General features: G+C 36.4%; 12 protein-coding genes. 9 read left to right on the forward strand and 3 right to left on the reverse strand.

What is annotated here, in order from left to right; translation table 11 throughout:
* The first annotated feature begins 79 nt into the window (after positions 1 to 79).
* Genes nadC through priA form a run of 3 tightly spaced genes read left to right on the forward strand, consistent with a single transcriptional unit; the run spans position 80 to position 4,363 of the window.
* A complete protein-coding gene (gene nadC, locus ES675_RS15205; protein WP_066252595.1) occupies positions 80 to 937 on the forward strand; it encodes a carboxylating nicotinate-nucleotide diphosphorylase in 858 nt (285 codons plus the stop codon).
* A gap of 38 nt (positions 938 to 975) precedes the next feature.
* Complete coding sequence (locus ES675_RS15210; protein WP_066252594.1) at positions 976 to 1,905, forward strand: YihY/virulence factor BrkB family protein; 930 nt, start codon at positions 976 to 978, stop codon at positions 1,903 to 1,905.
* A gap of 1 nt (position 1,906) precedes the next feature.
* Entirely contained in the window at positions 1,907 to 4,363 is a 2,457-nt protein-coding gene (gene priA, locus ES675_RS15215) for a replication restart helicase PriA (RefSeq protein ID WP_066252591.1), read from the forward strand.
* Positions 4,364 to 4,700: 337 nt separating this feature from the next.
* Here the strand turns inward: priA and ES675_RS15220 are convergent, their stop codons facing one another.
* On the reverse strand, positions 4,701 to 5,396 hold the full coding sequence (locus ES675_RS15220; protein ID WP_048331193.1) for a LytR/AlgR family response regulator transcription factor: 696 nt from the start codon (positions 5,394 to 5,396) through the stop codon (positions 4,701 to 4,703).
* Between the two features lie 212 nt (positions 5,397 to 5,608).
* Between ES675_RS15220 and rpsF the strand changes: the two genes are divergently transcribed.
* The 6 genes from rpsF (at position 5,609) to hisS (ending at position 9,803) form a co-directional block, all read left to right on the forward strand.
* Complete coding sequence (gene rpsF, locus ES675_RS15225) at positions 5,609 to 5,947, forward strand: 30S ribosomal protein S6 (RefSeq protein ID WP_048331169.1); 339 nt, start codon at positions 5,609 to 5,611, stop codon at positions 5,945 to 5,947.
* Positions 5,947 to 6,246, forward strand: a complete 300-nt coding sequence (gene rpsR / locus ES675_RS15230; RefSeq protein ID WP_197072705.1) for a 30S ribosomal protein S18 — start codon at positions 5,947 to 5,949, stop codon at positions 6,244 to 6,246. The genes rpsF and rpsR overlap by 1 nt, the downstream gene beginning before the upstream one ends.
* Before the next feature lie 13 nt (positions 6,247 to 6,259).
* Positions 6,260 to 6,721 carry a 50S ribosomal protein L9 gene (rplI, locus tag ES675_RS15235; protein ID WP_066252587.1) on the forward strand — a complete coding sequence of 154 codons (462 nt, stop codon included), beginning with the start codon at positions 6,260 to 6,262 and terminating at the stop codon, positions 6,719 to 6,721.
* Positions 6,722 to 6,819: 98 nt separating this feature from the next.
* Positions 6,820 to 7,722, forward strand: coding sequence for a glycerophosphodiester phosphodiesterase family protein (locus ES675_RS15240; protein ID WP_066252727.1), 903 nt, complete (start codon positions 6,820 to 6,822; stop codon positions 7,720 to 7,722).
* Between the two features lie 25 nt (positions 7,723 to 7,747).
* Complete coding sequence (locus tag ES675_RS15245; RefSeq protein ID WP_066252586.1) at positions 7,748 to 8,215, forward strand: DUF6495 family protein; 468 nt, start codon at positions 7,748 to 7,750, stop codon at positions 8,213 to 8,215.
* A 217-nt stretch (positions 8,216 to 8,432) separates the two neighbouring features.
* Positions 8,433 to 9,803 carry a histidine--tRNA ligase gene (gene hisS, locus ES675_RS15250; protein WP_066252584.1) on the forward strand — a complete coding sequence of 457 codons (1,371 nt, stop codon included), beginning with the start codon at positions 8,433 to 8,435 and terminating at the stop codon, positions 9,801 to 9,803.
* An 87-nt stretch (positions 9,804 to 9,890) separates the two neighbouring features.
* On the opposite strand, the gene ES675_RS15255 is transcribed toward hisS, so the two are convergent.
* Both ES675_RS15255 and ES675_RS15260 read right to left on the reverse strand, forming a co-directional pair.
* Positions 9,891 to 15,020, reverse strand: coding sequence for a LamG-like jellyroll fold domain-containing protein (locus tag ES675_RS15255; RefSeq protein ID WP_066257139.1), 5,130 nt, complete (start codon positions 15,018 to 15,020; stop codon positions 9,891 to 9,893).
* A 193-nt stretch (positions 15,021 to 15,213) separates the two neighbouring features.
* The gene (locus tag ES675_RS15260; RefSeq protein WP_148367545.1) at positions 15,214 to 21,294 is read right to left on the reverse strand and encodes a M14 family zinc carboxypeptidase; all 6,081 of its coding nucleotides are present in this window, start codon (positions 21,292 to 21,294) and stop codon (positions 15,214 to 15,216) included.
* Between the last annotated feature and the right edge of the window lie 95 nt (positions 21,295 to 21,389).

Raw genomic sequence — 21,389 nt, forward strand, 5'->3', positions numbered from 1 at the left:
TCAGGTTTATTTTTTTTGAATTCATTAAGTCGGTTTAATTAAAAATGCTATATTTTCGTAGTGTCTAAAATAATAAAAAATGATAACCCAAGACCAATTCAATACAGAAATAGACTTAATAATAACCAATGCCATTCGTGAAGACGTTGGTGATGGCGATCATAGCTCATTAGCCTGTATTCCAGCAGAAGCAACAGGAAAAGCAAAACTACTGGTTAAAGACAAAGGCATTATTGCAGGTGTGGAATTTGCAAAACAAGTATTTGCTTATATTGATAAAAACCTAAAAGTAGAAACATGTATTAACGATGGTAGTCCAGTTAATTATGGCGACATTGTATTTTATGTGGAAGGATCTTCACAATCCATTTTAAAAGCCGAACGTTTGGTATTAAATGCCATGCAACGCATGAGTGCTATTGCAACAAAAACCAAACAGTTTGTAGATTTATTGGAAGGCACAGGAACCAAAGTTTTAGATACCCGAAAAACAACACCTGGCATTCGCGCATTAGAAAAATGGGCCGTTAAAATTGGAGGTGGTGAAAATCATCGGTTTGCATTGTATGATATGATTATGCTTAAAGATAACCACATAGATTTTTCTGGAGGTATCACCAAAGCCATTGAAAAAACCAAGCAATATTTAAAAGACACCAATCGCGATTTAAAAATTATTGTTGAGGCTAGAAACCTAGATGAAATACAAGAAATTTTAAAAACCGAAGGTGTGTATCGTATTTTAATAGATAACTTTAATTATCAAGATACCAAAAAGGCAGTTGCGCTAATTGGCAACAAATGCTTAACTGAAAGTTCAGGTGGTATTAATGAGCAGACTATTAGAAACTATGCCGAATGTGGCGTTAATTATATTTCATCAGGTGCTTTAACACATTCCGTTTATAATATGGATTTAAGCTTGAAAGCTGTTTAATACATTGCAAAAAACCCCTAAAAAAAATAAAACCCTAAATGTCGAAACCTGTAGAAGATAAATTGGCCAAAATTCCCGTTGTCAATCTGTTGGTTAAATTTTTAAAGAAATTCAAACTACCTGGCCTGGAAGGCTTGTCCTTGTATGATTTAATGGAACTCTACACAATTGGCATTGTAAAAGGCGCTTTAACCACACGTGCTAGTGCTATTGCTTTCAACTTTTTTACGGCTATTTTTCCGTTTTTATTATTTGTGTTGATTGTTATTCCCTACATTCCTATAGACGATTTTAAAATAGAATTTCAACGGTTTCTAAATTCGTTTTTACCACCAAGCACCTCCGATTTTTTCTTTGCTAATATTTTCGAAAACATTGATAGTACAGAACGTGGCGGATTTTTATCCTCTGTTTTTTTAGTGTCTATTGCTTTAATGGCAAATGGAATAAATGCGGTTTTTGCCGGTTTTGAAAGCTCCTATCACGAACAATTAAGTCGAAATATTTTTAAACAATACATGTATGCTTTGGGTGTAGCATTAATTCTTGCGTTTCTCTCTATTCTTACCGTTGCGTTTTTTGGGTATTTTCAAATCTATATAATAGGCAATTTGCAAACCTATGGTTATGTAGATGCAGAAAGCACAGTTGTTTGGGTGCCCATTGTTAAATATGTGTTTTTTGTAATCATGATTTATTTGGCAGTTGCCACCTTATATTATTTTGGTACCAGAGAAGGCAAAGAGTCCAGATTCTTCTCCATTGGCGCCTTATTTACAACCTTATTAATTATTGTAACGTCTTATTTTTTCGGATTATATATCACTAATTTCTCTCAATACAATAAGCTTTACGGCTCAATTGGAGCACTTTTAATATTGCTTTTTTATCTGTGGCTAAATAGTAATATTCTACTCATGGGCTATGAATTAAATGCGTCTTTGAATCGTTTAAGAAAAGGGTTTTAATATGAAAGATTTTTTTATAGACGTTATATTGCCTATTCCTCTTGAAAAGAGCTTTACGTATCGCATTACACCTGCCGAATCCGAGTTTATAAAACCAGGCATGCGTGTGTCTGTGCCTTTCGGAAAAAGTAAAATTTACACCGGAATTGTTCAAGCTATCCATACCAACGAACCGTTGATTTATGAAGCGAAAGATATTCATCAAATTTTAGATGAAACACCAATTGTTACCCAAGCGCAATTCCGTTTATGGGAATGGATGTCCAATTATTATATGTGTACAGTTGGCGATGTGATGCGAGCAGCACTTCCGGGCGCTTTTATTTTAGATAGTGAAACCATTATCTCCAAAAATTTGACTTTGGAAATTAATGAAGCCGATTTAAAAGATGATGAGTTTCTAATTTATGACGCATTACAGCATCAAACTTCATTAAAAATCCAAGACATTAGTAATATTGTCGATAAAAAGAATGTGCTACCATTAGTGAAACGCTTGTTAGAAAAAGAAGCGATTTCAGTTCACGAAGAAATTTTCGATAAATATAAACCCAAATTGGTTCGTTATGTAAAACTTCAAAACAAGTTTCATGCGCAAGCGGCTTTACAGGAATTATTAGAAGAGTTAAGTCGCGCGCCAAAACAGCGCGATGTGGTAATGACACTGTTCTCATTAACAGCAAAATCGAAAAAACCCATTCCAGTTTCCGATTTAACAACAGCTAGCAATAGTTCATCAGCTATTGTGAAATCGTTGATAGATAAGAATATTCTGGAGGAATATTTTGTCCAAACAGATCGTGTGCAATATGACGATCAGGAAACGGAAGGTTCCAAACATTTAAATGAAGCGCAAGAAGTGGCTATGAAAGATATTTTAGAATCTTTCAAAAGTCAGAATATTGTTTTACTACATGGCGTGACATCATCTGGGAAAACAGAAATATATGTCAAGCTTATTGAAAATGCCTTGCAGCAAGGAAAACAGGTCCTATATTTACTTCCAGAAATTGCCCTTACAACGCAATTAGTATCTCGATTACAGAATTATTTTGGCGAGCAAGTAGCTGTTTACCATTCTAAATATTCCACCAACGAACGTGTTGAGGTTTGGAATCAGGTTTTGAGTAATTCGCCAAAAGCACAAGTTATTTTGGGTGCACGATCGTCTGTTTTATTGCCATTTCACGATTTAGGTTTGATAATTGTAGATGAAGAACACGAACAATCCTATAAACAATTTGATCCTGCTCCACGATATCATGCGCGTGATACAGCAATTGTTTTAGCAAGTATTTTTAAAACCAAAACATTATTAGGTTCGGCAACACCAAGTCTGGAAAGCTATTTTAATGCGCAACAGCAAAAATATGGATTGGTAGAATTAACCACCCGCTTTAATGATGTGATGATGCCAGACATTGAATTGGTAGATATAAAAGACAAGCAGAAGCGCAAACGGATGAAAGGCCATTTTAGCGATCGGTTGATTCAGGAAATGACGGAAACCTTGGAGGATGGTCATCAAATTATCTTATTTCAAAACCGGAGAGGGTATTCGCCAATTATTGAGTGTGAAACCTGTGGACATTCGCCACAATGTCCAAGTTGTGATGTGAGTTTAACCTATCATCAATATCGCGATCAGCTGCGTTGTCATTACTGTGGGTATCACAGTGTCATGATTAAAAAATGCGAAGCTTGTGGTGGTGTGGAATTAGATAATAAAGGTTTCGGAACCGAACAGGTTGAGAAGGAGGTAAGCATCCTATTTCCAGATTATAAGGTGGCACGTATGGATTTAGATACCACACGTGGCAAATATGGTTACGAAAAAATTATTACCACCTTTGAAAATCAAGAAGTCGATATTTTAGTAGGAACACAAATGCTTACCAAAGGATTAGACTTTAGAAACGTAAAATTAGTTGGCGTTATGAATGCTGATAACATGCTTAATTTTCCGGACTTCAGAGCGCATGAACGCAGTTTTCAGTTGCTATTGCAAGTTTCAGGACGTGCCGGACGTACAGACAAGCGTGGAAAGGTATTAATTCAGACGTATAATCCACATCATAATATTCTGCAACAGGTTTCTAACAACAACTATTTACAGATGTTTAAAGAGCAGATGGACGACCGATATAATTTTAAGTATCCACCAGTTTATCGCTTGATAAAAATTACGTTAAAACATCGAGATTATAATAAGGTAAATGTTGGAGCGGATTGGTATGCTAAATCCTTACGACAGGTTTTTAAACAGTATGTTTTAGGTCCTGAATTTCCGCCCGTTTCTAGAATTAGAAATCAATATCATAAAAATATATTGGTTAAAATTCCGAATAAACAATCGCTAGCCAAAACAAAAGCGGCTATTTTAAAAATAAACACAAGTTTTTTAAGCGTAAAGGATTTTAGGCCAATTCGGGTAATTCTGAATGTAGATAATTATTAAAAAACTAGAAAAAAGAGAGAATAAAAGAGGAAAGAATAAAGATGCATCTATAATTTCATAGGATTTCAACTATCACGTCCTATATATCCTAAAGCTCCAGAGGAGCGACATATTAATAGAAGGATTGAGATTCTCAAGATCGGAAAAGCTCCAGAGGAGCGGAATATTAATAGAATAAGTTTTCGAGAATAATGCCAAGCTCCACAGGATCGGTATATTATTTGACAATAAAAATTATAGAAATATCAAATTAATGATTTTAGATAATTGATTACATCCAATCTTAAACCGAAGCTATAAAACAAAAAAAATCCTGATGTTTAGATCAGGAGTTTTATTAAATATTGTTTAGTGCATCGACCAATTGGGTCTTTTTATTTCGACTTAAAGGAATTTCATAAGCGCCAACTTCAACGTTTTTACTATTGAATCGGTCCACTTTATCTAAATTCACGATATAAGATTTGTGAATCCTTAAAAATTTCCCTTCAGGAAGTTCATGTTCAAAAGCTTTCATAGTAGAAAGGACAACAAGGCTGGTTTCTTCAGTAACTAATTTTACATAATCGCCAAGTGCTTCAATCCATTTAATATCTTTAATATAGACTTTACGTTTTTTCAAGTTACTTTTCACAAAAATGTGTTCACCTTCAGTTTCGTTAAAATCTAATTTAAGTTTATGTTGCTCAACGGCTTTATCAACAGCTGTATTAAAGCGTTCGCGTGTAATAGGTTTGTGTAAATAATCCGTAGCATCATAATTAAATGCTTTAAAGGCGTATTCCGTTTTACCAGTTACAAAAATAATTTGGGGTTTGTTATTTAAAACATCCAACAATTCAAAACCATTTAATACAGGCATTTCAATATCCAAGAAAATTAAGTCTACTTTATGGGTATTTAAGCCGTTTTTGGTTTCTAACGCACTATTGTACTCGGCAATTAAATTAAGAGAGGGGTGATTTTCAATTAATTTAACAATCGAGAGACGTTGAATCGCGGAGTCGTCAACTACTACACAGTTTAATGTCATAACATTATGTTTTATTTCGGTTAAGATATCGACAATAGTACAAAAAATTCGGTTAAAAACCAAATAACACCGATAAAACGTTTATTTTAACATTTCGTTAACAAGAATTCATTGAAATAATTAAAATACGAATATACTTTGGAATTATGTTGTAATATATGAAATAAATAATTACTTTTGCACCCATTTTTAACTATAAAATTTAGATTTTTATGAATCATTATGAAACTGTTTTCATCTTAAATCCCGTTTTATCTGAAGTTCAGATAAAGGAAACAGTACAGAAATACGAAGAATTTCTTGTTTCTAAAGGAGCGAAGATGATATCCAAAGAGGATTGGGGCTTAAAAAAATTAGCGTACCCAATTCAAAACAAAAAAAGTGGTTTTTACCACTTATTCGAATATCAAGTTGATGGCGAAGTTATCAATCCATTAGAAGTAGAGTTTAGACGTGATGAGCGTTTTATGCGTTACTTAACAGTTGCTTTAGATAAGCATGCTGTATCTTGGGCAGAAAGAAGAAGAGTTAAACTTAAAGAAAAAGCGTAATTATGTCATCTATAGAGCAACAAGCAAAAGGAAAGAAAGACGGTGAAATTAGATATTTAACACCGTTAAATATAGACACGAACAAAGCGAAAAAATACTGTCGTTTTAAGAAATCTGGTATCAAGTATGTGGATTATAAAAATCCAGACTGGTTATTAGGATTTGTAAATGAACAAGGTAAAATTTTACCAAGACGTTTAACAGGAACTTCTTTAAAATACCAAAGAAAAGTATCTGTAGCTGTAAAAAGAGCACGTCATTTAGCATTAATGCCATACGTGGCCGATTTATTAAAATAAAATACTCATAACAATGGAACTTATATTAAAACAAGACGTTGAGAATCTAGGATTTAAAGACGATGTTGTAACTGTAAAGAATGGTTATGGGAGAAATTTTTTAATTCCTCATGGTCAAGCTATTTTAGCAACTACTTCTGCAAAGAAAGTATTAGCTGAAAATTTAAAGCAACGTGCATTTAAAGACAAGAAAATTATTGATGATGCTACTAAAATTGCTGAAGCAATCAAATCTCTAGAGATTAAGATTACTGCTAAAGCTACTGAAGGTGCATCAGCTGGTGATAAATTATTTGGTTCAATTACCAAAGCAGATTTAGTTGAAGCTTTTGAAAAAGAAGGACACACTATTGACAAAAAATTCATTACTATCACAGGTGGTAGTATTAAGCGTTTAGGTCAGTATGATGCGGTTATTCGTTTACATAGAGAAGTAACTGTAGAATTACCATTCGAGGTTATTGCACAAGCGTAATTTAACACTTTGCATAGTACAATAAAAACCGTTTAGAATGGCTCTAAACGGTTTTTTTAATGTCAATTTTTAAAGATTATTACCCTAAAATGCTTACCATGAGAATATCATTAATACTCGTTTTTTTAGTCCTCTTTTCATGTAAGGATAAAACCAATGAACCAAATCAACCAATTCAATCAAATGACACGGTTAGTTCTACTTTTAAACCTTCAGCTTTAATTGAAACGTTTCAGTACCAACCCAATGCATCACCTTTAATTAGTGTGCATAGAGGTGGAGTTGGTTTAGCAAATTATCCTGAAAACTGTTTGGAAACTATTAAATATGTGAACGATAGTATTGCCGCCGTTTTTGAAATTGATGTGGCTAAAACAAAAGATGGCGTCTTGGTTTTAATGCATGATAATACCTTGGAACGCACAACAACAGGAACGGATAAATTGACAAACTATACGTTTGATGAACTTCAAGCTTTTTATTTAATTGATGACTTTGGAAATAGTACCAATTTTAAAATTCCAAAATTTACAGAAGTCCTTAAATGGTCCAAAGCTAATAATGCCATTTTAACGATTGATATTAAAAAAAGTGTGGATGTTGCTGAAGTTATTCAAGCCATTCGTGAAAACCAAGCTGAAGATATTTCTATAATTATCACGTATGATATGGAACAAGCTAATAAAGCATATCAATTAGCACCCGAATTATTGCTATCTGTTTCTGCCAGGAATCAGCAGGAATTAGATTGGTTATTGGAATCTGAAATTCCTACGAAGCATATGATTGCCTTTACAGGAACCAGATTATCTGACACCACATTATATACTAATTTGCATAAAAAAGGAATTAAAACCATGTTAGGAACACTTGGTAACTTGGACAAACAAGCGGAAACCAAAGGCGATATACTTTATATGAAATGGCAAAAGCTAGGTATTGATGTTTTTGCAACCGATAGACCATTTGAAGCAGCCAACGCGTTGAATATTTTAAAATAATAGAATAATAAATTAATTAGTACTCATGAAATACGCAAGATTAACCAAAGAACAATTTGAAGAATTACATCAAGAGTTTATAAATTTTCTAGCGACACAGACCATCACAGCAGATGAGTGGACCGATATTAAAACCAACAAACCCGAAGTAGCTGAACAGGAATTAGACGTGTTTAGTGATCTAGTTTGGGAAGGTGTTTTAAATAAAGTGGATTATATAGAACATATTTCGCCACAACAAATGCATCTGTTTCATTTAAAAGAAGACAACATGCAACTGATAGCTGTGAAGTTGAAAAATCCAATCGATTTAACCACAACAGACGGTTTTAATTGGTTGCGTGAGAATTTAATGGATGATGATGTGGAGTTTCTTCAAGCGAAAAAAGACTATACAGACGATAAAAATGCTGATAAATTTCAACTCATTCAACAAGGCGGTGTTATTACTAAAGGCGACTTGTTTCAGTATTTAGATAGACTGATTAATTAATAGTAGCATTGTCATTGCGAGAAACGACGATAGGAGTGACGTGGCAATCTTTATAATTTACGTTCTGCATATTTTTAAAAAGATTATCACGCTTATTTAAAGGAAAAAGAGCGTAATGACAGCTGATTATTAATTATTTTTGTTAAGAAGTTAGTATAAATAAGTCCTGATGTTTGTCGGGATTAAAAAGAGATTTCCACTTTCGTGGTAAAAGATTATGGCACAAAAACCAAGCATACCAAAAGGCACACGCGATTTTAATCCAGAGCAAGTAGCCAAACGTAATTATATATTTCAAACCATCCAGACCCAATTTGAAACTTTCGGATTTCAACCAATAGAAACCCCTAGTTTTGAAAATTCGGATACCCTTATGGGAAAATATGGCGAAGAAGGTGATCGGTTGATTTTTAAGATTTTGAATTCAGGCGATTATCTGAGTAAGGTTGATGATGGGTTGTATTCTGAAAAAGATTCAAATAAAATAACAGCTAGCATTTCTGAAAAAGCTTTACGTTACGATCTTACCGTTCCGTTTGCGCGCTACGTTGTTCAACACCAAAACGAAATTGAGTTTCCATTTAAACGCTACCAAATGCAACCTGTTTGGCGCGCGGATAGACCGCAAAAAGGACGTTTTAGAGAATTTTTCCAGTGTGATGCCGATGTGGTTGGATCAACATCCTTATGGCAAGAAGTGGAATTCGTCCAATTATATGACAGCGTTTTTTCAGCTTTAAAATTAGAAGGTGTTACCATTAAAATTAATAACCGTAAAATATTATCGGGTATAGCCGAAGTTATTGGTGCCAGTGATAAACTTATCGACTTTACCGTTGCTTTAGATAAATTGGATAAGATAGGTGAGGAGAAGGTAAAAGCGGAAATGCTGGAAAAAGGTATTTCGCAAGATGGAATTGATAAATTAGAGCCGTTGTTTACATTGTCTGGCGACTTCAATTCGCAAATAGAACAACTTAAAACTATTTTGAGTGCTTCAGAAGCAGGTAGAAAAGGTCTTGATGAATTGGCATTTATTGATAAAGCCATTTCAGAACTCGGTTTACAATCTGCCAAATTACAATTGGACGTTACTTTAGCGCGTGGTTTAAATTATTACACAGGTGCTATTTATGAAGTATCTGCACCAGAAGGTGTGAATATGGGATCCATAGGTGGAGGTGGTCGTTATGATGATTTAACGGGAATCTTCGGTCTTAAAGATATGAGTGGTGTTGGAATTAGTTTTGGGTTAGACCGCATTTATTTAGTATTAGAAGAACTGAATTTATTTCCAGAAACGGTTACTAAAAATATTGATGTTTTGTTTATCAATTTTGGTGAAGCGGAAGCGCTGTTTAGTTTAAAAGCTATTAAGCAATTGCGCTTAAAAGGTATTAATGCCGAACTGTATCCTGATGATGCTAAAATGAAAAAACAAATGAATCACGCAAATAAGCGAAACATTCCTTTTGTGGTTTTAGTAGGTGATAACGAAATGGAGCAGGATACATACACGTTAAAGAATATGATTTCAGGTGAGCAATATGAATTGTCATTAGTTGCTTTGGCTCAAAAATTAGCTTAAAGCTATTGTAAGTAGAAGCAAAAATAATCCATAAAAAAAGCCCTGAAAATTTCTTTTCAGGGCTTTTTTATTTATAATATATTATGATTATTTCACTATTACTTTTTTGGATATGATGCTCCCATCGGTTTTTTCAAGATTAATGATATAGGTACCCGTACTTAAACCATTCACTTTAATTTCTTGATAGTTTGTATCTTCTAAAGTATCAATTCGAATTATAGATTGTCCTAAAATATTGAACATTTCAGCAGCATCTAAATGGACCCTTTTCGGGTTGTGGATAATGATACTTCCTTTGGTGTTAGCGAAGTAAACTTGTAAGTTTTCTTGAACCGTAACATCTTCAGTACTTAACGAATAGCCATCTCTAAATGTAATTTCAAAACGATCAGTATATTCACCAGCATCTAAATAGATTTCATAGTCGCCATTTGTACGTAGATTATGATAAATATCTAACGCAATATCACGTACAAATATGTCTAAATCATTCGGAATGTTTTCTAAACTATCGATCGTTATGTTATTTAAACCGGCATCACTAGTAATGATGTTTAATGGTAGAACCGTATCTTCCGTAAAGGTATTAATACCTTGAATCGTATATTTATCTGCATGTATTACCCATGACATTTCGTCAATTTGGACTTCATTTAATAAGCCATCAAATCCCCAATCGTAATCTATAGAGGCACGATCATCAGCGGTAACTAATAATTGTCTGTGAATGGTATTCGAGGAGTTGAAACCTAATCGGATTTTCATACGTGTATCCACAACATCAATATTGTCTTCCGTAGATCTCATAAATACAGAAGCAGTACCGCCTTCTTTTTGGAATTTACGTTGTCCGTTATTAAACACGACGCTACCATTAGACTCGCCTGCAACAAAGAAACCTTGTCCAACCGGAATATAACGTCCTGGAGTTTTAGTAGCTGTGCCACCAGTTCCACCATCGGGATGATTTGAACCCATAGATGCTGCAGGTGTACCACCCGAGAAATTATAAGTACCATAACCACCTTGGTATTCAGCGGTAACATGTGAGCCTCCGCCCCAATGTTCCCAGAAATAAAGCGTACCACTAATAGCAGGATTTGCTCCAGATCCTGAAATGGTAGGGCCATTATCTGTTATAAATTGTTCTGCATCAATGGCAGAAGCATAAGGATTACCAACTAAATATTCATTACCAGCATTAATAGATAAGCCAACATTTCCGTTATTCGGTTTTCCATCAAACACATAGTTTTGTTCTAGCGATACGACTCCAGACGTATTAGTAACACCTTTCATGGTGAATCCTTCTCCGGCTAATAACGTTCCTGTATTTCTAACATGCTGCCAAGACGCGTAATTATCTGCAATACGGTTATTGTATTTCCATATCCAATAGTGCGCAATTTTAAGATCGGCATCACTATTAGAACCATTATATCCACCTACATAAGTTATGTTCGCTGGTGCTCCTGATGATGTACCATCTTTCATAATGTTATTATTCAACGAATAACTAAAATTATTTGAATTTGCCGTTGCCGTGTTTCCTACAGGCGCACTCCAATAGTTATAAGTGAATACGTCGAGTGTACCTTGTTGATCTTTTTCAAGAGAACCCGAAATACCGACATTTAAATCACTATCAATGGTTTGTATTAATTGCGACTCACCTTCTAAATCTATTTTTCCTAACAAATTTAAGTAGTGCGTAACGGTTACACCATTTCCTGTTTCTGCTGTGTTATCTCCATCTAAAGTTAATTTGCTAGATTCCACAAATAAAGCTAAAAGGTTTCGGTTTCCTAAATTCCCTGCTGTTAAACTACTATTGTCCATGGTAACGTCATCGTTAATCTCAACAATGTTCCAATCTACAGTAATCGTATTATCAACTAAAGAATTAGCTCCAGGTATGGTTTGTAAATTTCCATTTAACCAAGTCGTATGCAGGCTCCAATCACTCGTTCCCGTACCGATGGTTTTATAAGGTAATGGGGCAGTTTGTCTATCTACCGTTCTTAAGCTACGTAAAGCACCTTGGTGGCCATTACCAGATTCATCTTTCGTGTTGGTATACGTGTAAGTAGACATTGGGTAATAACCAGCCAAGCTAGACCAAGGAATAGCAGCAACTTCATCTTTTGTAGGTGTTACGCCTTTACTCAAGAAATAAGCCCCTCCAACAAATCCAGAGTTGTTTGCAATTTCCTGATTCATGATATAGCGCAATTGTTTAACCGTTAAAGCTGTATTCCAAACGCGTACTTCGTCTATATTTCCTTTAAAAAATGCTTGAGGAATTAATTTGGATGCTGCGCCAATATAAAATGATTGATCTGTATTATTAGGTGCTGTTTTGGCAGCTTGTTTATCTAATATGCCATCAATATATATATAAGCAGTTCCACCTTGATAAATAACTGCTACTTGATGCCATTCATCTTCAGGGATAATGGTATTAGAGGTTGTTCTTTGGATTGCTCCGGAAGCTGTTTTCCAAGAAGCTTCAAACTGACCAACAGCGTTTATTTTTAAGTCGTAACCTTCAGTAAATGCTGCATCACGTTTTGAAACGATAGATTTATTTAAAGAGTTTACATCACGTCTAATCCATGATGAAATAGTGAAGGCCGTTGGATTAACATCCAAAGCATCTTCCATGTCCATATAGTTTGTAGTTCCATTGAAATATACTGAACGTTCAAACGTACGCTCTGGTGCCCAACCAAAAGTGATGTATTTGGTGTCATCAAAATCATAATTCGTTTTTAAAATAGCTTCACCTAATTCGTTTGTTCCTTCTGTCATAACACGGTAATCGGCCGTTGGATCAAAGTTTGGTGTATCAGAAATAAACATTAAATAACGACCATTTGGAGGTGTTGCAGTTCTTACAGCGCTTCTTAGAATAGCGACTTCTACAGTAGGAATATCGCCTCCACTACCAACATTCTCCACAACCTTCCATGTTCTACTGATAGCAGAAAATGACACATCTGTTGTAAGGGCTGGTGAAATAGCCGAACTCATATTTACTGTAATATCTGGTGAGGCCGTATCTAAATCAATGCCATTATTACCCCAAACTAGGAATTCTTTATCATCTAATTCTGAATTAGCATTTAAATTGTTGGTGTTAGAAATAGCTCCCATACCAATGGTTAATACACCTTGTGCTCTAAAGCCACCATCAACTGCGTTATTGACACTACGAGATTGTTTTTGTAATAAATCAGATGCATCATCACGACCTATTCCGGCAATATCATAGTTGAAAACATCTTCTGCAGGTGTACCTGTATTCGCATCCCAAATCAGTGTTCCATCACTATCTACATAATCTTGAGAGGTTCCATTAGCACCTAATGTAATACCATATTTAATGGCTAAATAGGATTGGATACGGTTGCGTTCTTGCGTTTGATTGGCATCATCTTTTTTAGCCGAGTATGTGATAACTTCAGCAATTCTACCTTCGTAACTACCTTTAAACGCTTCACTTCTTCCTAAAAAGTATCTGGAGTTGGTAACATTTTCAAATTGTGGCACTCCTACTTCTGTATTTCCTATATCATTAGCATTATATAATAATACACTACTTGTAGGGGAGTTTGAATTATTTTTGGAGTTAATAATACCTACATTGTTATAATTATCTGATGTGCCGGTATGTGCAATTCCGTAACCTCTATCAGCCACAGGTACAGTTGAAGTTGATGTTGTGTTAACACAATATGAAATAATTTCATTGTCAAATCGTACAGAATATTTACCATATCCAATACCAGATCCATCCCTTTCGTTAGTTACAGGGTCTATGTCTCCACAAAAGACATCCATACTGGCTAATGACGAAGTAACATTTACATCAGGAATAACCACCACAAACATATCTTGTGTATAAAAACCTTCTGTTCCTACTAATGTATTTCTGTTGGTGTCCGAAAAGTCAAAGTCTTCTCCGGCAGTGTCATAATCATTATCAAAATCTACAACAGGATTAAAGTTTACATTGAATAAAGGGGCATCGCGGTAGGTTGGTTCTAATCCCGTTGGAGCAGTTGCGTTAGCACCGCGGCCTTGGTCAGCCCACAAGGAAACTGGTTGCCCGTCTGTGTACGCTAAACCATCGGTTCCTTTTAACCATAGGGCTAAATCGCTAGTGACTCCACCAGGACCTTCAGTTAATGGCGCAACGCCTGTTCCTTGAACCCTAAAATTATAAGGGTTTTCATTACTATCATTATTGTCAATTGAAATATTGGCTGTCACTATTCCAATGGCCGTAGGGGCAAAGCGTACTACAAATGTGCGACTGTTTCCAGCAGCTATGGTGTTTCCTCCAGGTTGTGTTAGAATGGTAAAAGCTGCATTTCCAGAAATATCAACTAGCGGTGATCCACCGGTTAAATTTAAAGTAGCTGTTCCTCGATTGTGTATGGTAAATGTATGATCTGCTGTAGATCCTGATCCTACCGTTCCAAATTCTGTGTCATCGGCAGTAGATGGTGTAGTATCACCATCAGGTATGGAGATTGTTAGTCCTGTGATGTCTATTTCTGGTTGAGGAACCGCTATGTTTCCTTCAATTAATATTTCATCAAAAGCGACACCTGTCCTAATCACATTTCCATCGGAAGCAAATAAAATTCTAAACCTAACTTGTGTACTCGTTTCAAAATTTATATTCTCCGTTGACAAATTAAGATTTCGTGTTATCCAACCTGCACTACTTCCTGACCAACCATCTTCACCATTATTGAAGGCATCCACATCCGTGTCATTATACCAATTGGTATTAGTAACAGATCCTAAATCACTCCAAGTAGAACCGTTATTAAGCGAGTACTCTATTTTCATGCCGTCCCAGGCTGCTTCCGTATCGTACCAGATATCAATTTCTAAATTTAGATTGGTATAACCACTTAAGTTTATGGTAGGACTAGTTGCTGTTATAAATGTATTGTTGTTATATTGAGATGTGTATTTACTAGAATGAATATAGTTTCCCGTATTACCCGTGTTATGAGATACGTTTGTGCCTCTTAACCATTCACCAGTTCCAGATCCCGACGAAGAAACAGTCCAGCCCCCAAAACTACTTTGGAAGTTTTCGGAATAAAGGGTTGTTTGAGAGAATGAGTAACTTGAAAATAAAAGTACACTAAATAGTAATAGGTACTTTCGTACGTGGATAGTAGAATTTTTCATAAGTAGTCAATTTATTAGTTTTGGGACTAATTAATTTTTATTAATAGCTTGGGGACAAATATAAGAGAAATATTCCATGAAATGCAAATATAATCGACGAAATGCAAATATAATTTTTAACTCATTGATTTTTAGTGCTATAAAAATGGCAGGTTTTTGTAGACCTGCCATGATTTTATCACTTAATTGATTATTAGAACCTTATCAACTTTTTAACCACGCTATAACCATTGTTTTTATTAATTAATTTTATAAAGTATGGACCTTGTTGTAATTTGTCTAATCCTTGAACCGCAAGGGTTCCTTGTTTACCAGATTGTATTTGGTTATACACCAATCTGCCATTTACGTCGAAAAGTTGAATTGTAAATAGATCATTAGCAATAGACGTCGGTAAACTGATTTGTATATAATTGTTAAACGGATTTGGCTGAATGCTTACATTCTCATAATCAAATTTTGGGTTACTTAATGTGGATTCCATAACCGTAACTATGGCGTTACAATTTGAGGTGTTGCCACTGTTATCTGTTACGGTAAATACCACATTGTTGTCACCAATGTCATTCGAATCAAATGTATTAGGGGTAACAGAAATGGTATCTATATCACAAGCATCAGTTGATCCATTATCAATTTGATCAGCTGTAATGGTTGCATTTCCAAATGCATCTAATTCAACCGTTATATTCTGAATATTACAAACAGGATCTACAGTATCCCCATCATTAGTAACATCCCAAACACAGGTTGCCGTATTAAAGGTTGCTGTTTCCCAACATTCTAAACCGGTTGGTTCAGCAGGTTGCGACCCTTGATTTTCCCAAGTACAGTTCCCAGTGTTGAATACATAACTATCCCAACAGTTGGTTGCTGTTGGTTCCGCAGGTTGCGTTCCTTGGTTTTCCCATGAACAGTTCCCGGTGTTGAATACGTAATTATCCCAGCAGTTTGTTGCTGTTGGTTCCGCAGGTTGAGATCCTTGGTTTTCCCAAGTACAGTCACCTGTGTTGAATACATAGTTGTCCCAACAGTTTGTTGCGGTTGGTTCAGCAGGTTGTGAGCCTTGGTTTTCCCAAGTACAGTTTCCTGTGTTGAATACGAAGTTATCCCAGCAGTTCGTTGCGGTTGGTTCAGTCGGTTGCGTTCCAGTAACGATCCACTCACAATTGGTGTCATCGAATGATCTGGTTTCCCAGCATTCTAAAGCAGTTGTTGGTTCAGTAGGTTGCGTTCCTTGATTTTCCCAAGAACAGTTTCCAGAGTTGAACACATAATTATCCCAACAGTTTGTCGCCGTTGGTTCAGTTGGTTGTGATCCTTGATTTTCCCAAGAACAGTTTCCAGAGTTGAATACATAATTATCCCAACAGTTTGTCGCCGTTGGTTCAGTTGGTTGTGATCCTTGATTTTGCCAAGAACAGTTACCTGTGTTGAACACATAGTTATCCCAACAGTTCGTCGCGGTTGGTTCCGTGGGTTGTGACCCTTGGTTTTCCCAAGTACAATTTCCTGTGTTGAATACATAATTATCCCAACAGTTCGTAGCCGTTGGTTCAGCAGGTTGCGTTCCTTGGTTCTCCCAAGCACAATCTCCTGTGCTGAATACATAGTTATCCCAACAGTTAGTAGCCGTTGGTTCAGCAGGTTGTGAGCCTTGGTTTTCCCATGAACAGTTTCCAGAATTGAATACATAATTATCCCAACAGTTTGTTGCGGTTGGTTCAGCAGGTTGCGTTCCTTGGTTCTCCCAAGCACAATCTCCTGTGTTGAATACATAGTTATCCCAACAGTTCGTCGCGGTTGGTTCCGTAGGTTGTGACCCTTGGTTTTCCCAAGTACAATTTCCTGTGTTGAATACATAATTATCCCAACAGTTCGTAGCCGTTGGTTCAGTTGGCTGTGAGCCTTGGTTTTCCCATGAACAGTTTCCAGAATTGAATACGTAATTATCCCAACAGTTCGTAGCAGTTGGTTCAGCAGGTTGCGACCCTTGGTTTTCCCAAGAACAGTTTCCTACATTAAACACATAGTTATCCCAACAGTTCGTCGCCGTTGGTTCCGTAGGTTGTGACCCTTGGTTTTCCCAAGTACAATTTCCTGTGTTGAATACATAATTATCCCAACAGTTCGTCGCGGTTGGTTCCGTAGGTTGCGTTCCTTGATTTTCCCAAGAACAGTTTCCAGAGTTGAATACATAATTATCCCAACAGTTTGTCGCCGTTGGTTCAGTTGGTTGTGATCCTTGATTTTGCCAAGAACAGTTTCCGGTGTTGAATACGTAGTTATCCCAACAGTTTGTTGCGGTTGGTTCAGCAGGTTGCGTTCCTTGGTTTTCCCATGAACAGTTTCCAGAATTGAATACGAAGTTATCCCAGCAGTTCGTTGCGGTTGGTTCAGTCGGTTGTGACCCTTGGTTTTCCCAAGTACAGTTACCTACATTAAACACATAGTTATCCCAACAGTTTGTTGCCGTTGGTTCAGTCGGTTGTGATCCTTGGTTCTCCCAAGTACAGTTTCCGGTGTTGAATACGAAGTTATCCCAGCAGTTCATTGCGGTTGGTTCGGTAGGTTGTGATCCTTGGTTTTCCCAAGTACAGTCTCCAGAGTTGAATACGTAGTTGTCCCAACAGTTTGTTGCGGTTGGTTCAGTCGGTTGCGTTCCTTGGTTTTCCCAAGTACAGTTTCCGGTGTTGAACACATAGTTATCCCAACAGTTCGTAGCGGTTGGTTCAGTCGGTTGCGTTCCTTGGTTTTCCCAAGTACAGTTTCCGGTGTTGAACACATAGTTATCCCAGCAATTAGTCGCGGTTGGTTCAGCAGGTTGCGTTCCTTGGTTTTCCCATGAACAGTTTCCAGAATTGAATACGAAGTTATCCCAGCAGTTCGTTGCGGTTGGTTCAGTCGGTTGCGTTCCTTGGTTTTCCCAAGTACAGTTTCCGCTGTTGAATACATAATTATCCCAACAGTTCGTCGCCGTTGGTTCAGCAGGTTGCGACCCTTGGTTTTCCCAAGTACAATTTCCAGAGTTGAATACGTAGTTGTCCCAACAGTTTGTTGCGGTTGGTTCGGTAGGTTGTGTACCAGTATTTTCCCAAGCACAATCTCCCGTGTTGAATACATAATTATCCCAACAGTTCGTAGCGGTTGGTTCATCTTGTAAAGTAACTGTTACCACGGCAATACACGTATCTGAATTTCCATTTGCATCCGTTACGGTTAAAGTAACGTTGTTTGTACCTACGTCGGCACAAGTAAATGCGGTTTGAGACGCAGAAATAGAGGCTATTCCACAGTTATCTGAAGAACCATTATTGATTTGAGACGCTGTTATTGTAGCGTTACCACTGCCATCTAATTGAATGGTTAGGTTTTTGCAAATAGCATCAGGGTTTTGATTATCAACGGTTACATTTACATTAAATGAAACTGTATTTATATTTCCTGAATCATCGGTTACGGAATAGCTGATTGTCGTTATGCCATTCGGGAATAAATCACCACTATTTAAACCCGTACCATCCGTTCTTGTAACTGTTAATGTGTTATCACAATTATCAGTAGCTGTAGGGTCCGTCCATGTCGGCTGATTACTTCCACATGTTAATAAAATATTAGCAGGAATATTCTCAAATTCTGGATCGATTTGATCAACGACAGTAACTGTGGCATTACAAGTATCTGATTGACCTTCTGCATCTGTAACAGTAAGTGTTACATTTACGGGCGTACCAATATCACTGCAGTCAAATGAATTAATATCAATGTCGTAATCGGTAATGGCAACATCATCAGTAGAACCCCCATCCACATCTGTAGCTATAATCGTTGCATTCCCTGTATTGTCTAGTTGCACTGTGATGTTTTGACATACTGCTGTAGGAGGTGCAGAGCTAGACGCTAAATCTGCAGAAACTTGAACCTGGTCGATTGCCATATCGCTGCTCCATGTTGATCCCGTTGTTCCAGAAAAACGTAATTTGATGACTTGACCATCATAATTACTCAAGTTTATAGCCTGTTTTAACCAAGGACTTCCTTGATTTGTTTGTTGTTGACCAATTAAAATTGGTGTATTTGTCACTGTGTTTCCAGCAGCATTTAGTTGATTCCAAATAATTCCATTATCCAGACTTACTTCAACTGAAATAGTACCCATTGTAGCCCCGACCATATGATAATAAAATGAAAAGTTTGCATTTTCATAAGCGGTTAAATCGATACATGGACTAATTAGGGTTACTGTAACACCTTGTCCGATATTGGTCGATGCATTGGCATCAGAGGCTTCTGTATATAAATAGTTGCCACCTCCAGTGAAATCATCGGTTGGGCCAGTTTCAGTAGAAATTGTTGATCCAGCATTTAAAGTCCAATCTTCATAATTAACTCCCGGAATATCGTTCAATCCTTGAGACCAAAGGCCTAGGCCACCATCAAATGTTTCAGTATATGGAAAGGACGAAACAGCACTACCAATACATGGTATAGGTGAGGTTGTTGTAAACTGTTGAGAACTAGAATAAGCAGTACTATTAGAACCACAATACGATTTTACTTGAAATTCGTAGGTGGTATTAGGGGTAAGTCCTGTAATTTGATACGGGTTTGTAACACCTAATACTTCTGTCCATGTTGGCGCGGAAAGCGTTCTGTATCTAATATCAAAACTATCAGCAGTTGCAGCAGACCAAGAAGCATTTGTAGAAATTGTATTTGTTCCGGAAGTGCTTAAACTTGAAGGAGCAGTTGCTGTTAATGGTGTTAATAAAATATCGCCAAGAGATTTTGTCTGATAATTAGCAATCGTTTCATTAGATAATGTTAAAGAATTATAGCAAGGCGCTTCAATTAAAATATTGTAAGTTCCTGCAAAAACCGGTCTGTAAAAATCGCCATGAGGCAAAGAACTCACTGTATGCGAACCTAAAGCATCATGACCTACAAGTTTAATGGTTGCTTCAATTGGATCTCCTGAAACGACATCTTTTACTTTTCCTTGAAAGCCAAAAGTTCCTTGAATTAAGTATTCAATTAAAGCTTCACGGTTGTAGTTCCAATGGTTTACCAATTGGTTTGCTGGCGCCGTTTTAATATTAGAAATTTCTACAGTTACCTCTTTACATTGATGCGAAAAATTCATATAATCCTGACGTCCACCATACACTTGATACCAATCTGCACCATGGGTTATACCATTGTTTAAGTACGTCATATAACCACTAGGACTATTTGTTTGTGCATTAGTTGCATACTCTCGAGACACTTGCATAAACCAATCATCATCAGGATGCCTGTCGCTAGTGTTATCCCATGGATAATTTATTACTTCTTTACCGCCATGAAAATTAGCGGATAATACAAAATGGGTATTAGCAGCTAAACTCATAAAATGCTGCGTTTCTATTTGATAAGGGTAACCGTCGTCATGAGGACCAGCTACATTATCTGGATAGTTCCTATTTAAATCTACGTTGTTAGCATTGGCGCGTCTCGCATTTGCTACCGATGTATTAGAGGCATTGTTATAATACGTACCATCTGGGTTGGCCATTGGGTTAATCCATACTTCGGAATTATCAATTAAGTTTTTGATTCGTAAGTGGTCAGAATGACCTGTGTTCTTATATGCAGTAATGAAATAGTCAATTAAATCTAACATTATTGGGTAACCCGTGATTTCATCACCATGCATAGATGATGTGTACATCACTTTAGGCTCTGCTTCATCAGTGCTTATATTATCAGATAACTTAAGAAATAATAAGCGTTTGTTTCCACCACCAGTTCCTTCGGTAGTTCCACCTATATCTACTAATTCGCAAATATCTGGGTGATTGATGGCAAACTCTTGCATTTGTAAAGCGTAATCCGCATAAGTAGGATAGGCTGTTAACGGAAAGGTTAGGGGGTAAGGGCCTCGTCTTTCACTTCGCGATAACTCATTAGACATAACAATACCGGTGGCTTCGTTATCTTCTGAATTTACTTGAAACGTTCTATTACTAGATTCAAACCTTCTAAATTGTTCTGTATTTGCCCAGGCATACACGGTTCGCGTATTAGGGTCATAATTCAGAATAGACATTTCTGAAGTCATTGATTCTATTTCAGAAACATCATTTATTTGAAAGCTAAAAGTGACTTCACCTTTTTCACTTAAATATTGATTTGCCTGACGTGATGCATTTACTTGGGCTTGCATCATACTGAAAGCTAGTAAAAACATTACTAGGGCAGTTAAGGTTTTAAACTTAAGGGCGTTTAATTTCATTGGTTTGGGTTTGTAGGTGCTAATTATTGGTTTTTTTGAAAATCAATTTATGACGTGCAAAAAAATCGATAAAATGTAAGTATACTATATGATTT

Origin of the sequence: Algorimicrobium algoritergicola, from assembly GCF_008086165.1 — a bacterium.
Taxonomy (GTDB): Bacteria; Bacteroidota; Bacteroidia; order Flavobacteriales; family Flavobacteriaceae; genus Algorimicrobium; species Algorimicrobium algoritergicola.

Excerpts from the sequence above, each read along its gene's own strand:
- nadC (WP_066252595.1), top strand. The coding sequence starts at position 80 with ATGATAACCCAAGACCAATTCAATACAGAAATAGACTTAATAATAACC.
- ES675_RS15210 (WP_066252594.1), top strand. The coding sequence starts at position 976 with ATGTCGAAACCTGTAGAAGATAAATTGGCCAAAATTCCCGTTGTCAAT.
- priA (WP_066252591.1), top strand. The coding sequence starts at position 1,907 with ATGAAAGATTTTTTTATAGACGTTATATTGCCTATTCCTCTTGAAAAG.
- ES675_RS15220 (WP_048331193.1), bottom strand. The coding sequence starts at position 5,396 with ATGACATTAAACTGTGTAGTAGTTGACGACTCCGCGATTCAACGTCTC.
- rpsF (WP_048331169.1), top strand. The coding sequence starts at position 5,609 with ATGAATCATTATGAAACTGTTTTCATCTTAAATCCCGTTTTATCTGAA.
- rplI (WP_066252587.1), top strand. The coding sequence starts at position 6,260 with ATGGAACTTATATTAAAACAAGACGTTGAGAATCTAGGATTTAAAGAC.
- ES675_RS15240 (WP_066252727.1), top strand. The coding sequence starts at position 6,820 with ATGAGAATATCATTAATACTCGTTTTTTTAGTCCTCTTTTCATGTAAG.
- ES675_RS15245 (WP_066252586.1), top strand. The coding sequence starts at position 7,748 with ATGAAATACGCAAGATTAACCAAAGAACAATTTGAAGAATTACATCAA.
- hisS (WP_066252584.1), top strand. The coding sequence starts at position 8,433 with ATGGCACAAAAACCAAGCATACCAAAAGGCACACGCGATTTTAATCCA.
- ES675_RS15255 (WP_066257139.1), bottom strand. The coding sequence starts at position 15,020 with ATGAAAAATTCTACTATCCACGTACGAAAGTACCTATTACTATTTAGT.
- ES675_RS15260 (WP_148367545.1), bottom strand. The coding sequence starts at position 21,294 with ATGAAATTAAACGCCCTTAAGTTTAAAACCTTAACTGCCCTAGTAATG.